Annotated in this window: 12 protein-coding genes and 1 pseudogene; 6 read left to right on the forward strand and 7 right to left on the reverse strand. The window is 62.5% G+C overall.

Annotation, left to right across the window (positions count from 1 at the left end):
- Positions 1 to 84 precede the first annotated feature (84 nt).
- The 6 genes from aceE to ACNAOT_RS12935 all read left to right on the forward strand — a co-directional run bounded on the left by aceE (position 85) and on the right by ACNAOT_RS12935 (position 8,129).
- On the forward strand, positions 85 to 2,886 hold the full coding sequence (aceE, locus tag ACNAOT_RS12910; RefSeq protein ID WP_420178283.1) for a pyruvate dehydrogenase (acetyl-transferring), homodimeric type: 2,802 nt from the start codon (positions 85 to 87) through the stop codon (positions 2,884 to 2,886).
- A gap of 192 nt (positions 2,887 to 3,078) precedes the next feature.
- Positions 3,079 to 4,323 carry a PucR family transcriptional regulator gene (locus ACNAOT_RS12915; protein WP_091468076.1) on the forward strand — a complete coding sequence of 415 codons (1,245 nt, stop codon included), beginning with the start codon at positions 3,079 to 3,081 and terminating at the stop codon, positions 4,321 to 4,323.
- Positions 4,324 to 4,411: 88 nt separating this feature from the next.
- On the forward strand, positions 4,412 to 5,341 hold the full coding sequence (locus ACNAOT_RS12920; RefSeq protein WP_420181165.1) for an ACP S-malonyltransferase: 930 nt from the start codon (positions 4,412 to 4,414) through the stop codon (positions 5,339 to 5,341).
- Positions 5,338 to 6,399 carry a beta-ketoacyl-ACP synthase III gene (locus ACNAOT_RS12925; RefSeq protein WP_091468082.1) on the forward strand — a complete coding sequence of 354 codons (1,062 nt, stop codon included), beginning with the start codon at positions 5,338 to 5,340 and terminating at the stop codon, positions 6,397 to 6,399. Before ACNAOT_RS12920 ends, ACNAOT_RS12925 begins: the two co-directional genes overlap by 4 nt.
- Positions 6,400 to 6,517: 118 nt before the next feature.
- A complete protein-coding gene (locus ACNAOT_RS12930) occupies positions 6,518 to 6,763 on the forward strand; it encodes an acyl carrier protein (RefSeq protein WP_011692310.1) in 246 nt (81 codons plus the stop codon).
- A gap of 130 nt (positions 6,764 to 6,893) precedes the next feature.
- Complete coding sequence (locus ACNAOT_RS12935; RefSeq protein ID WP_179017251.1) at positions 6,894 to 8,129, forward strand: beta-ketoacyl-[acyl-carrier-protein] synthase family protein; 1,236 nt, start codon at positions 6,894 to 6,896, stop codon at positions 8,127 to 8,129.
- A 113-nt stretch (positions 8,130 to 8,242) separates the two neighbouring features.
- Here ACNAOT_RS12935 and ACNAOT_RS12940 read toward each other — a convergent pair whose 3' ends face one another.
- From ACNAOT_RS12940 to ACNAOT_RS12970, 7 genes and pseudogenes are all read right to left on the reverse strand, one after another.
- Positions 8,243 to 8,746 carry a DUF3145 domain-containing protein gene (locus ACNAOT_RS12940; RefSeq protein ID WP_018776197.1) on the reverse strand — a complete coding sequence of 168 codons (504 nt, stop codon included), beginning with the start codon at positions 8,744 to 8,746 and terminating at the stop codon, positions 8,243 to 8,245.
- A 234-nt stretch (positions 8,747 to 8,980) separates the two neighbouring features.
- Positions 8,981 to 9,907: a tyrosine recombinase XerC gene (locus tag ACNAOT_RS12945; RefSeq protein ID WP_091468086.1), complete on the reverse strand. Its 927-nt coding sequence runs from the start codon at positions 9,905 to 9,907 to the stop codon at positions 8,981 to 8,983.
- A 62-nt stretch (positions 9,908 to 9,969) separates the two neighbouring features.
- Positions 9,970 to 11,202, reverse strand: coding sequence for a DNA-processing protein DprA (dprA, locus tag ACNAOT_RS12950; RefSeq protein WP_420178284.1), 1,233 nt, complete (start codon positions 11,200 to 11,202; stop codon positions 9,970 to 9,972).
- Positions 11,199 to 12,065: pseudogene (locus tag ACNAOT_RS12955) on the reverse strand (YifB family Mg chelatase-like AAA ATPase); the annotation flags it as partial. The pseudogene ACNAOT_RS12955 and the gene dprA, both read right to left, overlap by 4 nt.
- Positions 12,066 to 12,146: 81 nt before the next feature.
- The gene (locus tag ACNAOT_RS12960; RefSeq protein WP_156400141.1) at positions 12,147 to 12,317 is read right to left on the reverse strand and encodes a hypothetical protein; all 171 of its coding nucleotides are present in this window, start codon (positions 12,315 to 12,317) and stop codon (positions 12,147 to 12,149) included.
- 10 nt (positions 12,318 to 12,327) lie between these two features.
- A complete protein-coding gene (locus ACNAOT_RS12965) occupies positions 12,328 to 13,179 on the reverse strand; it encodes a hypothetical protein (RefSeq protein WP_056387349.1) in 852 nt (283 codons plus the stop codon).
- Between the two features lie 118 nt (positions 13,180 to 13,297).
- Positions 13,298 to 14,305: a hypothetical protein gene (locus tag ACNAOT_RS12970; RefSeq protein ID WP_420178285.1), complete on the reverse strand. Its 1,008-nt coding sequence runs from the start codon at positions 14,303 to 14,305 to the stop codon at positions 13,298 to 13,300.
- Between the last annotated feature and the right edge of the window lie 22 nt (positions 14,306 to 14,327).

A 14,327-nucleotide genomic window follows, 5' to 3' on the forward strand; every position in this document is an offset into this window, starting at 1 on the left:
CGCATCCGACCGGGCTGTTGAAACAGAGATGTCGCACACGACGCGTTCACGACGGGCAGTTACCCTGCCGGACTTGAGGCGCCGATGCATGCGCCTAAAGGAAGGTTGGACGTGGCTGCAGGAGAAGAGACCTCACACATCCTCAGCGGGTTGACTGCCCAGCTGCCTGATCGTGATCCGGAAGAGACCGCGGAGTGGATTGAGTCCCTTGATGCGTTGATCGCGGAGCAGGGTACCGAGCGTGCCCAGTACATTATGCGTTCGTTGTTGCAGCGTGCTGGTGCCAGGTCGGTGGGTGTGCCGATGGTGACGACCACGGATTATGTGAACACGATCCCGGTGGACCAGGAAGCGGCGTTCCCGGGGAACGAGGAGTTCGAGCGCCGGTACCGGGCGTACATGCGGTGGAACGCCGCGGTGATGGTTCATCGTGCGCAGCGTTCGGATATTGGTGTCGGCGGGCATATCTCCACGTATGCCGGTGCTGCGACGTTGTATGAGGTGGGTTTCAACCACTTCTTCCGCGGCAAGGACCACCCCTCGGGTGGGGATCAGGTGTTCTTCCAAGGCCACGCCTCGCCGGGCATGTACGCCCGGGCGTTCATGGAAGGCCGTCTCACGGAAGAGGATCTGGACGGGTTCCGTCAGGAAAAGTCCAAGGCCGGTCATGCCCTGTCCTCGTACCCGCACCCGCGCCTGATGCCTGATTTCTGGGAGTTCCCGACCGTGTCGATGGGTATCGGCCCGATGAACGCGATCTACCAGGCCCAGTCCAACCGGTACCTGCAGAACCGTGGCATCAAAGACACCTCCGACCAGCAGGTCTGGGCGTTCCTGGGCGACGGGGAAATGGACGAACCCGAGTCCCGTGGCCTGCTCCAGCTCGCCGCGAACGAGAACCTGGACAACCTTAACTTCGTGATCAACTGCAACCTCCAGCGCCTGGACGGACCGGTCCGTGGTAACGGCAAGATCATGCAGGAATTGGAGGCGTTCTTCCGCGGTGCGGGCTGGAACGTGATCAAGGTCGTCTGGGGCCGGGAGTGGGACTCCCTCCTGGAAGCCGATAAGGACGGGGCGTTGGTGAAGATCATGAACGAAACCCCCGATGGTGACTACCAGACCTACAAGGCCGAGTCCGGCGGGTTCGTTCGGGAACACTTCTTCGGCAAATCCCCGCAGACCAAGGACATGGTCGCGGACCTGGACGACGAGCAGATCTGGGGCCTCAAACGCGGCGGCCACGACTACCGCAAGGTCTACGCCGCCTACAAGGCAGCGACCGAGTTCAAGGGCAAACCCACCGTGATCCTGGCCAAAACGGTCAAGGGCTACGGCCTGGGCCCGCACTTCGAAGGCCGTAACGCCACGCACCAGATGAAGAAGCTGACCATGGACGACCTCAAAGCCTTCCGTGACCACCTCCGCATCCCCATCAGCGATGACCAGCTCGACGCTGACCTTTACCGGCCCCCGTACTACCACCCCGGCATGGACGCCCCGGAAATCAAATACCTGATGGAACGCCGCGCCGAACTCGGCGGGTTCGTGCCCGAACGACGCCGCACCCACACCCCCGTGACCCTCCCGGACGCCAAATCCTACGAAGTGGCCAAACGCGGGTCCGGGAAACAACAAGCCGCGACCACCATGGCCTTCGTCCGTTTGTTGAAGGACCTGATGCGGGACAAGAACTTCGGTGCCCGGTTCGTGCCCGTCGTCCCCGACGAATCCCGGACCTTCGGCATGGACGCGTTCTTCCCGACCGCGAAAATCTACAACCCCAAAGGCCAGAATTACCTCTCCGTGGACCGCGACCTCGTCCTGGCCTACAAAGAATCACCCGCAGGCCAACTGATCCACCCCGGCATCAACGAAGCCGGCGCCGTCGCAGCGTTCACCGCCGCCGGCACCGCGTACGCCACCCACGGCGAACCCCTGGTCCCGATCTACGTGTTCTACTCCATGTTCGGCTTCCAACGCACCGGCGATTCCTTCTGGGCCGCCGCGGACCAAATGACCCGCGGCTTCATCATCGGCGCCACCGCAGGACGAACCACCCTCACCGGCGAAGGACTCCAACACGCCGACGGACACTCCCCCATCCTGGCCTCCACCAACCCCGCCGTGAAAACCTACGACCCCGCCTACGGCTACGAAATCGGCCACATCATCCGCCACGGCCTCGAAGAAATGTACGGCGAGAACAACACCGACGGCACCGGTGAAGACCGTAACGTGATGTACTACCTCACCGTCTACAACGAACCCATCACCCAACCCGCCGAACCCGAAAACCTCGACATCAACGGGCTCCTCAAAGGCATCTACCACCTCGCCCCCGCCCCCGCAGCGGACGGCACCACCGGGAACCGGCCCACCGCGAACATCCTCGCCTCCGGCGTGTCCGTACCCTGGGCCCTCGAAGCCCAACGGATCCTCGCCGAAGACTGGAACGTCGCCGCCGACATCTACTCCGTAACCTCCTGGAACGAACTCCGACGCGACGGACTCGCCGCCGAAGAACACGCCTTCCTCAACCCCGGCCAACCCGCCCGCACCCCGTTCATCACCGAACAACTCGCCGGCACCACCGGACCCGTCATCGCCGTGTCCGACTACATGAAAGCCGTCCCCGACCAAATCCGCCAATTCATCCCCAACGACTTCGCCTCCCTCGGAGCAGACGGCTTCGGCTTCTCCGACACCCGCCAAGCCGCACGCCGCTACTTCAAAAACGACACCCACTCCATCGTCGCCAAAACCCTCCAACTCCTCGCCGCCAAGGGAGAAGTTGAAGCAGGTGCGCTGGAAAAGGCGATCGAAAAGTACCGGCTTCTGGATGTGAACGCCGGCACCACCGGCGGAGCAGGCGGCGACGCCTAACTGTTCGTCGGGTAATTCGCGGCAAAAGCAGCGACAGCAATATCCGCGACGGCGGCTTTCACCGAAAGGTGGGGGCCGCCGTCGGGCGTTAAGCGGGTTAGGACATACATGCCAAGGACGTGACCAGCAACAACACGAGTTGTAGCCTTCTCACAAATGGAGCTTGTCCGTGATGGGCCGTATGCTCGTTCCATGGCAGAGCCGAGCAAAACAACCACCAAGCGCAAGGCAGCATCCCAGGCATTGTCACCCGAAAAGGCTGAAACCCTTCGGCAACTCCGCGCCAACGTGGGCCAGCTGTCCACCAGCACCATGCGCCAGCTCGAGAAATCGCTGCCCTGGTATGGCCGCCTGAGCTCCGATGAACGCTCGGCCTTGGGCCTGGTGGCCCAGAACGGCATCGCGGCCTTCGTGACGTGGTACGAACGGCCCAGTTCGCCGTCGTGGATCCTCACAGACGTCTTTGGCAACGCCCCCACGGAACTGACTCGTTCCATCAGCCTGCAAAAGGCCCTGCAGCTGATCCGCATCGTGGTGGAAGTCGTCGAGGACCAGGTGCCCGTAATCGCCCCGGAATCGGACCAGCCGTCACTCCGGGAAGCCGTATTGCGCTATTCACGGGAAGTAGCTTTCGCGGCCGCTGATGTCTATGCGCGGGCCGCGGAATCCCGCGGGTCCTGGGATACGCGGTTGGAAGCGTTGATCGTTGACGCCATTTTGCGAGGCGAGAACACCGATGCGTTAAGGTCCAGGATCGCAGCCCTTGGCTGGAAAGCGCAGGAGCGATTCACCGTGATGGTGGGAAATTCGCCGTCGGAGCCCAGCGCCAGCTATGTCAGTGAGCTTCGCCGTACCGCTGGCCGCTTCGCCGAGGATGCACTGGTGGGAATCCAGGGCGACCGGCTCATCTTGATCCTTGGCGGGGTGCAGGACCGCGACACAGCCTATGTCAAGCTCAGTGAGCTCTTTGCACCAGGGGCTGTGGTTTACGGCCCGGAAGCAGGCTCGTTGCTTGAGGCGAGCAGTTCCGCCCAAGCGGCATTCGCAGGGCTGACCGCAGCCCGTGCATGGCCGTCCGCGCCACGGCCTGTTGCTGCGGACGACCTCCTCCCCGAGCGTGTCGTTTCCGGTGATGACGCCGCGCGCAGGTCACTGATCAAGAACATTTACAGGCCCCTGCTGGCGGCCTCAAACGGGCTCGTGGAGACCCTGGGCACGTACTTGGAGCTCGGCCACTCGCTGGAAGCCACGGCACGCGAACTATTCGTCCATGCCAACACCGTGCGCTACCGTTTGAAGCGTGTCTGCGATGTGACAGGCTGGGATCCGCTCCTCCCCAGGGAGGCGTTTGTGCTGCAAACGGCGTTGGTGGTGGGGCGCCTTTCGGCCCAACCGAAAGCCGCTGCCGAACGTCACGCGTCACGTTCACAGAACTGAACCGTTGTAGACTTCCTACAAACTGACCCAGTGAGCTTGGTGTACCAAAACACCAGTGGATCACGTGGCAATTTGGAAAGCTGGATACGTGCTTGCAATCGTCTGCCCTGGACAGGGCTCCCAGACCCCCGGATTTTTGGCCCCTTGGCTGGAACTCCCCTCCGTCGAAGGCCAATTGGCCGTACTGAGCGAAATCGCAGGCATTGACCTCAAGGCCCACGGAACCACGTCGGATGAAGAGACCATCAAGGACACTGCCGTAGCGCAGCCATTGATCGTCGCCGCCGGTCTGGTTGCTGCCAAGTCCTTGTTCGATGTCGAACTCAGCACCCTTCCCGTCATCCTCGCCGGGCACTCGGTGGGCGAAATCACGGCCTCAGCCCTGGCTGGCGTCCTCACCGAGGCCGAGGCCATGAGCTTCGTTCGGGAGCGGGCCAACAGCATGGCTGCAGCAGCCGCAGTGACCCCCACGGGCATGAGCGCCGTTGTGGGCGGAGACCCGGCCGAGGTCCTGTCGGCAATTACTGCTGCGGGTGCCACACCAGCCAATGTCAACGGCGCGGGACAAACAGTCGCTGCAGGTACCTTCGAGCAACTCAAGGCTTTGGCGGACAACCCGCCAGCGAAGGCCCGCGTAATTCCCCTCAAGGTCGCCGGCGCTTTCCATACTCCCCACATGGCACCGGCAGTCAGCGCCCTTGAGGCCCTCAAGCCGTCCCTGTCGCCGCGAAACCCGGCAGTTCCGCTGTTGTCGAACTACGATGGCAAGGAAGTCACAGAAGGGTCTGCCGCCGTCGAAAGCCTGATCGCGCAGGTCTCACGCCCGGTCCGCTGGGATCAGTGCATGGAAACCCTCGTTGAACGCGGCGTCACCGGTGTGATCGAACTTGCGCCTGCCGGCACGCTCGCAGGGCTAGCCAAGCGCGGCATGCCCGGCGTCAAGACGGTTGCTGTCAAAACCCCGGAGGATCTCTCCGCGGCTCTCGCACTCTTTGCTGAATTGGAGGGGCAGGCATGAGCACTCCAGTACTCAACAAGGCTGCTGTCAACGAGAATGCACGCATTCTGGGCATCGGTGCCTACCGGCCGGACGTCATCGTCACAAACGACGACGTGTGCCAGTGGATTGACTCCTCGGACGAGTGGATCCGCCAGCGCACCGGCATCATCACCCGTCATCGTGCAGCCGCGGATGTCAGCGTGATCGACATGGCCGAAGGCGCCGCACGTGAGGCCCTCAAGCAGGCAGGAATTGAACCGTCCCAGCTGGGTGCCGTCATCGTGTCCACCGTGACACACCCGTACGCGACTCCCTCCGCTGCCGCTGCGCTTACCGACCGATTGGGCGCGACGCCGGCACCGGCCTTCGACATCTCGGCCGCCTGCGCAGGGTACTGCTACGGCGTGGCCCAGGCTGATGCCCTTGTCCGTTCCGGCGCTGCCGAGTACGTACTCGTGGTCGGCGCCGAGAAACTCTCAGACGTCATCGACAACCACGAACGGACCATCTCGTTCCTCCTCGGCGACGGCGCCGGCGCTGTGGTGGTCGGCCCGTCCGACACCCCTGGCATCGGACCTTCGGTCTGGGGCTCCGATGGCAGCAAGTGGGACGCGATCGGGATGACCCACTCCTTGGAAGATGTCAAGAAACTCGGCGAATCTGCCCGCCACTCGGACGAAATCGACGACCCCGCCATCCTCTCCGCGACTCAGGACGTTTGGCCCACCCTGCGCCAGGACGGCCAGACCGTTTTCCGCTGGGCAGTCTGGGAAATGGCCAAGGTAGCCCAGCAGGCTTTGGATGCCGCCGGCATCGAAGCCAGCGACCTCGCTGCTTTCGTTCCCCACCAAGCCAACATGCGCATCATCGACGAGATGGTCAAGAAGCTCAAGCTTCCCGAATCTGTTGTCATCGGCCGCGACATCGCCCAGGCGGGAAACACGTCGGCGGCATCCATCCCCTTGGCAACGCACCGCTTGCTTCAGGAGAACCCTGAGCTGAGCGGCGGCCTGGCACTGCAAATCGGTTTCGGTGCCGGACTGGTCTTCGGCGCCCAGGTAGTGGTTCTGCCGTAGACCAGGACACGTCCCGGCTACCACCAGCCAACTGAATACGACTTACATACCCAAGCCGCAACCCGCGGTTTGCCCCCCTTTCCGGCAGTAGCCGGTACAACAAGAAAAGGAGCCAACAATGGCTAGCAACGAAGAGATCCTGGCCGGCCTGGCTGAAATCGTCAACGAAGAAACGGGCCTTGCAACCGAAGCCGTGGAGCTGGACAAGTCCTTCACCGAGGACCTGGACATCGACTCCATCTCGATGATGACCATCGTCGTCAACGCTGAAGAGAAGTTCGGCGTTCGCATCCCGGACGAAGAGGTCAAGAACCTCAAGACCGTCGGCGACGCCGTCAGCTTCATCGCCAACGCACAGGCCTAGTCCTGACACCAGCTGTGCCGGGCCAGGATTCCTATCCTTGCCCGGCACAGCCGCAGTAACACCCATAGATTTTCATGCCTCCCCCTGTGAACCGCGCATGCGGGATGGCTATCCGACAGAGAGTGATCGCATGGCACGCAAAGTAGTCATAACCGGTCTGGGGGCCACCACTCCCATCGGCGGCGACGTACCCACAATGTGGCAGAACGCGCTGAAAGGGGTCTCCGGCGCCCGCACGCTCGGCGACGAGTGGGTGGCCAAGTACGACCTCCCCGTCCACTTTGCTGCCCGGGCCTCGACGCCGGCACTTGAGGTCCTGAGCCGCGTTGAGGCAAAGCGCATGGACCCCTCCACCCAGTTTGGTGTCATTGCAGCCCGTGAGGCCTGGTCCGACTCGGGGATTCAAGAAATCGACCACGACCGCCTCGCCGTGGCATTCGCCACAGGCATCGGCGGTGTCTGGACGCTCCTCGATGCTTGGGACACGCTCCGGGACAAGGGACCCCGCAGGGTCCTGCCGATGACCGTCCCCATGCTCATGCCCAACGGTGTGGCAGCGGCAGTCAGCCTCGACCTCGGCGCCCGGGCCGGCGCGCACACTCCGGTCTCGGCCTGCGCTTCCGGCACAGAGGCCCTCCACCTTGGCTTGGACCTGATCCGGTCCGGCAAAGCAGACGTTGTGGTTTGCGGTGGCGCTGAAGCTGCCATCCACCCGATGCCGCTGGCCGCCTTCTCTTCCATGCAGGCCTTGTCCCGTCGCAATGACGAGCCGGAGCGCGCCTCGCGCCCCTACGACATTGATCGCGACGGTTTCGTCATGGGCGAAGGTGCCGGTGCTCTGGTACTGGAAGCCGAGGAGCACGCCATCGCCCGCGGCGCACGCATTTATGCCGAGCTTGCCGGAACGTCCGTGACAGCAGACGCTTACCACATCACAGCACCGGACCCTGAGGGTCTGGGCGCTACCCGCGCACTGAAGGCCGCTATGTTCGATGGGCGGATCCAGGCGGAGGACGTGGTCCACGTCAACGCGCACGCTACCTCGACTCCTGTTGGAGATAAGCCCGAGTACACGGCCCTGCGCGCCGCCCTGGGGACCCACGTGGACAACGTGGCAGTCTCCGCTACGAAGTCGCAAATGGGCCACCTCCTGGGCGCTTCAGGGGCCGTTGAAGCGGTTCTGACCGTACTTGCCGTCTACGAACGTAAGGCACCGGTCACAATCAACCTCGAAAACCAGGATCCCGAGATCCCACTCGATGTTGTGACGTCTGCCCGTGACTTGCCCAGTGGCGACATCGTGGCATTGAGCAACTCCTTCGGCTTCGGTGGCCACAACGCCGTCATCGCAGTCCGGAACGTCTAAGTCCGGCTTTCACCATTGCCTCGATGAGACATGAGAAGGGCCCCACCAACAGGTGGGGCCCTTCTCATTGCTATGGGAGACGCTTGTGAGTCAGTGCTCTGGATCGATTGCTGTTAACCGACTTGGTGCAACCAGCGCACGGGAGCACCTTCAGCTGCATGGCGGAAGGGCTCGAGTTCCTCATCCCACGCTTCACCGAGCGCTAACGAGAGCTCGTGGTAAACCGCGGAGGGATCCCCTGCACCGGACTCATAGGCGTAGCGGATGCGGTCCTCCGTCACCATGATATTGCCGTGCACGTCGGTGACAGCATGGAAAATACCCAGCTCGGGGGTGTGCGACCAGCGCGCTCCATCCACCCCTTGGCTGGGTTCTTCGGTCACCTCGTAGCGCAAATGGGCCCAACCCCTCAGGGCTGATGCCAATTGCGCTCCCGTACCGGGCGCCCCGGTCCACGACAACTCCGCCCGGAACATTCCTGGCGCAGCTGGTTGAGGGGTCCACTCAAGATCGGTTCGCTTATCCACGACCGATCCGATGGCCCATTCAACGTGCGGGCAAAGCGCCGTTGGGGCCGAGTGCACGAACAAGACACCGCGGGTTGTTGCAACAGACATTCCATCCTCCATAGCTGTAGGTACGTCTTCCCCAACGACCTCTGCCTGGATGTTTTGCTGTTGCTGCCGGATGCCATGAAACTCATGCGGGCCCTGACAGGCTATTCAGTTTTAGTAGTACAGACGATATTGGCACAGATGTAACCCTCAACCGTGAATTGAAGGTTTCCCCGTGGTGCTTTCATTTTGCCGTACGCTGCCCTTTTCCGCCAGTGGCGCCCTTGAGGGGCATACTCAGGCCCTCGGGTGCGCTTGTTGGTAGCTCTTCCGGAGTCGGTCCACGGACACGTGGGTATAGATCTGTGTGGTTGCCAGGCTGCTGTGACCAAGGATCTCCTGAACAGCCCGCAAATCTGCTCCTCCATCCAGCAAGTGGGTGGCCGCGCTGTGCCTGAGTGCGTGCGGCCCTGTGGCGGATGTGTCGCCCAGCGCCTGCAGCAATTGGCTGACCACTGCCCGGATTTGGCGGGGATCAACACGGTTGCCACGCACGCCCAGGAACAAGGCAGGTCCGCTCGTGGCTGTGACCACTGCCTGTCGACCCCGCCTGAGCCAATCGTCCACAGCAACAGCCGCTGGTACGCCGAACGGAACAGTGCGTTCCTTGTTACCCTTGCCCAGCACGCGGAGCGTACGACGATCAGGATCAAGGTCATCTATATCGAGCCCCGCTAGTTCCCCAACGCGGACTCCCGTCGCATACAAGAGTTCCACCATGGCCCTGTTGCGCAAAGCCATGGCGTCCCCGTCGGCGGCTGCAGAGTTCAGGTCATCCACCATCCGGGAGACCTGCTGTTGCTGGAGGACTCCGGGCAGGGACTTGTCCCGCTTGGGTGCCTGCAGACGGACCGCAGGGTCCGTCTGGATAAGTTCCTCCCGGAGCGCCCAGCCCGTGAACGACCTCGCGGTTGCGGCTCGGCGCGCCAACGTGGCCCGGGCCATGCCGGCCTCACTCTGCGCGCCAAGCCACCGACGCAGGGAGCCCAACTCCAATTCCCCAAGTTCCTTGACTCCTTCCTGCACGGCGAAGCCAAGGAGACTCTCGACATCGGCAAGGTAGGCACGGACTGTGTGCGCAGACCTGGCACGTTCGCCCTCCAAATACCGCCGAAAGCCATCGACTGCATCTTGAAGGGGTGCTGGTAGCGATTGTCCGTCCACCCTTCACACTGTGCCAGTTACCAGTACAAAGAAGGTGCATCAACATGCATCTCCTTGACGGACTAAGCATTTTTGACCCGTTTCCACCCTCCCCCTTCCGATCCGGCCAAACCCAGCAACCCCAACCGACCCAGGCCGGCCCGCACGGAATCCGCGCTCAGTCCTGCCACCACAGTCAGCTTTTCCACCGAGCTGGTGGACCGGAGAGGAAGTGCGTCCAGAAGAATGAGGTCCTCCAAGGACAGGCCATCGTGCACCGCTGCCCCTGAGTCCTTTTCCTCGCTTGTGGCTTCTCCTATGGCGCCGGCAAGCTCGGCAATTTCGCCGACGTCGGTAACACAGATTGCTCCCCCATCCCGGAGTAGGCGGTGACAGCCTGCCGAATTGGCACTGTGGATGGAACCCGGGACAGCAGCAACAACCCTTCCAATGGTTTCAGCATGGTGGGCTGTGTTGAGGGCGCCCGATCTCCAGCGTGCCTCCACTACCACCGTCACTGATGCCAAGGCGGCAATGATCCGGTTCCGTTGAAGGAACCTGTAACGGGTTGGAGCCGATCCAGGTGGTACCTCAGAGATGACGGAACCTTGAATGGACACTGCGCGAAGAAGGTCCTCGTTACCCGATGGGTAGAAACGGTCCACACCTCCTGCCATGACTGCGATGGTGGGCACGCTGGCGACTCCGCCGCTCAAGGCTCCACGATGTGCGTGAGCGTCGATGCCATAGGCACCACCGGAAACCACGGTATAACCGCGTTGCGCCAAGCCGTAAGCGAGATCACCTGTGACGGATGCTCCGTAATTGGTGCTGTCCCTGGAACCCACCAGGGCGATGGTTTGACGGGCGGAGGGCAACTGCTGCTCCTGTCCCCGCCACCACAAACAAAGCGGCTCCTGGAGTCCCAGGTCTGCCAACTGCCCGGGCCACAAGTCATCACCGGGGATGATCAATCTCCCACCCAAACGACGCATGGTCTCCAAATCGCGGTCCGGCGCAAGGTCGGCGACGCGCGGTGCCCATCGCCGAAGGCTGGCCGGAAGTCCTGCCCACGACGATGCTCCTCCTCCGTCAACAAGCAATGACGAGATCTCCTGTTCCAGGGTTTGACCTGTTCTCAGCTCGCCGCTTGCAACACCCAAAGCCTCCACGGCGCCTACTGCCCTCACCAATGCGAGGCCTACGGAGTCCTGAGGTTCCATGAGCCGGGCCAATGCTGCCCTGGCTATGCGTTCTTTGTCTTGCTTCCCCAATTCGGCCACTGATGTGAATCCCTTCGTGTCGGTATTTCTCATGTCGCAGCTGCAGCTTGGCGCAGGCCCAGTGCTTGGCCTATGTGATCCACGTCCGGCGTATCGCTGTGCGCGAGATCTGCCAGCGTCCATGCCAGCCGGAGTACGCGGTCGTAGCCGCGCGCAGTGAGGGTGCCCCGTTCCAGCGCAGTGTCCAGAATCCGGGTGGTCCCGGGAGGCAGCCGCAATTCACCCCGCAAGGTTCGCCCCGGCACTTGGGAATTCGTTTCAAGCCCCATGGCCAGCAGTCGCTCAAGCTGGCGTTCCCTGGCTGCCAATACACGTTCCGCGACGATGCGGGTATCTTCTTCTTCACCCGCATGGCCGAAATCGGCCAAGGACACCCGTTCAACCTGCAATTGAATATCCACGCGGTCCAACAGCGGTCCTGAGATTCGTCCGAAATACCTTCGCCGCATCATTGCCGTGCACGTGCAGTCCATGCCTTTGCCGGAGGCTTTTCCGCAGGGGCAGGGATTTGCGGCAAGTATGAGCTGAAACCGTGCCGGGTATGCCGCAGTTCCCGCTGAGCGATGGATGACCAGCTCTCCGCTCTCCAGCGGTTGACGGAGGGCATCCAGTACCCGGCGCTCATACTCCGGGGCCTCGTCCAGGAACAACACGCCCCGATGTGCACGCGAGGCCGCCCCGGGCCGGGGAAGCCCTGAGCCTCCACCGATGATGGCAGCGGCGGTGGCACTGTGGTGGGGATTTTCGAAGGGCGGCCTGCGGACGAGCCGCACCGTAGACGACTGGACAGCGGCCAACGATCGGATAGCCGTAACTTCCATTGCCGCTGTATCGGCCAAATCCGGGAGCAAGCCCGGCAAACGCTCAGCCAGCATGGTCTTGCCGGCCCCCGGGGGACTGCACACTTAAGTATGCATGCGCGCTGACCTGCGGTTATGTCCGAAAACGGACATCGCAGCGTGGGAGTTTTTGGAGGCTCAGCTCTCGTCGAACGGCAGGCCGACGACCTCATCGCCCGGGTCTTCCGGACCTGCTGGCGGAGCCGCGCTCGGGTGGTCCTGGTACAGCGCGTCGGAGGCGCTCTGGTCGTAGGCGTCGGAGAGGTCTGCACCCTTGGTCCCGAGGACCTGCTCCCAGTTGAATCCCATACACACGACTTTATCGGCCGGTATCGAACTCGCGAAGGATCGCCTCGACGCGCGCGGTGAGTTCGTCGGCGCGTTTGAGGATCTGCTCTTCCTCCTCATGTGACATCTGCCGCCGGGGGCTGGCCGGCATCGCAGCTGCAGCAGGCACCGGCGCAGGTGCGGGCTCCGGACCGTCGAGCAGCAGGGCCGCGGCACTGATGACCGCCGACAGCGAGGATGGGTGCATGGAGCGGTAGGCATCGATCCATCCCCAGCGGTCCATGGCTGGCAGCAAGCCGATGGAGAGGTGCCAATCCGGATTGGGATCCGGCCGCAGGTGCCGGTGCGCGGAGCCTACTTCGTCGCGGCGGTGTCCCAGGACCCGGACGGAACTGTGCGACCACCCGCTGTTGGTGCCGATCACATCAAGCCACGACCAGGTGGCGCACGCCGGGCAGGCGCTCGGGTCCTCGGCGATGCCAATCCACTGGCGCAGCTCGCGCATGCTGTCCGACCGCAGTCCCAGCGCACCTGACCTGTCCAGTCCGAGGCCTCCGTGGGAGCGCGGTGCGAGTAGCACCGCAGCGAACAGAATCCTACGCAGCCGCAGCCGGAAGACCCAGTGCGTGCCGGGGTGCTGGATGATCGCCGTCCCACGCCGGATCAGCCGCTGCAGTGAGCCGGCGTCCTCCCTGTGCCCGCGCGGCCACGCCGGGGCTGGTGGATCTTTGGGAGCCAGCCGCCGGCGCAGTGTCATGAGGACAGCCCGGGACGGCTGTACTTGCTGCACAAAGCGAGAGACTGTGGCCTCGTCGATTCTTCCGGCAGGCACGCCCGTGACCGAGCACCAGTCGGTCCAGAGGTCGGGAAGCGCCGTCGTCATCCTAACGATTCTCCTACCGCGGCTTGGTTCGACACGAGCGTCGCCTCAGGCGAGGGTCAGGCCTGCTATTCGCGACCGCTATTGTCCGCATAACTCTCGATGGGCCATCCGCCGATGCTCAGCTATCAAGCCCGAAAGCAGCGGTGACGTGCTCGATCGTGAACTGGTTTCGCAGCCTTGTAGCCGTGTTCTGGTTGGCGAAAAGACCCGTTTTCCGCACGGCCTCCGCTTGCGGAACGGCCCGTATCCATTCGACCGGAACAACCCATTCAGCATTGTCGTCGTTCTCATCACCCTCGTGGCGATAATTCCCGGAGAGGTCGAGTTCACGCAGCTGTCGCTCGGCCCCGTTCACGAGAAGCGTGCTTTGGTCGTATCGCTGGGCTTCGCCGGCGACGGTACCAACTCCTACATACCCAATCTTGGGAATGTAGGCGAAGACTCTGGCACCAATCGGCAGATTCTTGAGCGTCTGAGAGTACCTCTTGCCGCCACCGCCCGAGACGAAACCGTACTTCATGCCGTCGACCCATTGCCGGCCTGTTGGCTCTTCACCAAATGAGACGTACCAGTCAGACCCGTTCCAAGGCTCACGTGTCTTATTCTTCCGCGAGATCGCGGAAATGGACGACTTGGCTTGTTCGCTCTGATCGACCAGCCAGCTGCGGGCAAGGTACGAAGATCCGTTGTCCTGAAAATGTCTGAAGAAGACGACGTTGATGGGAACATCGAAGTCTTCATTGAGGAACCGCACGATGCGCTCGGTAGCGTTGTCAACGCTGGCGGCAACGATTGTAAATTCTTGTGCAGTGTTGACCTCTTCAGGAAGAGTGTCGCCGAAGCGATCGGCAAACGCTTCTTCAAGAGCAAGGCCTGGACGGTAGGTGGCGAAGATATTGTCGATATCGCTTCGGCCAAGGGTTGCTGCCCAGGAGCCGTAATCGAGGGTTTGAGCGGCAACATCGCGTGGAGTTTTGTCGCGTTTGAGTTCGATTACGTGCAGCGACGCCGTTTCGTCCAGGGCGAGCAGATCTACGAATCCCCCGTGCGCGGTCGGAACCTGCCGGCCAATGACGAGAAGCGGCTCGCCAAGCACTGACGGGTCAGACTCGATGTAGCCCTCCAACTGGGATTCCAAGCCGATTGAT

Origin of the sequence: Paenarthrobacter sp. TA1.8, from assembly GCF_048595705.1 — a bacterium.
Lineage (GTDB): Bacteria > Actinomycetota > Actinomycetes > Actinomycetales > Micrococcaceae > Arthrobacter > Arthrobacter nitroguajacolicus.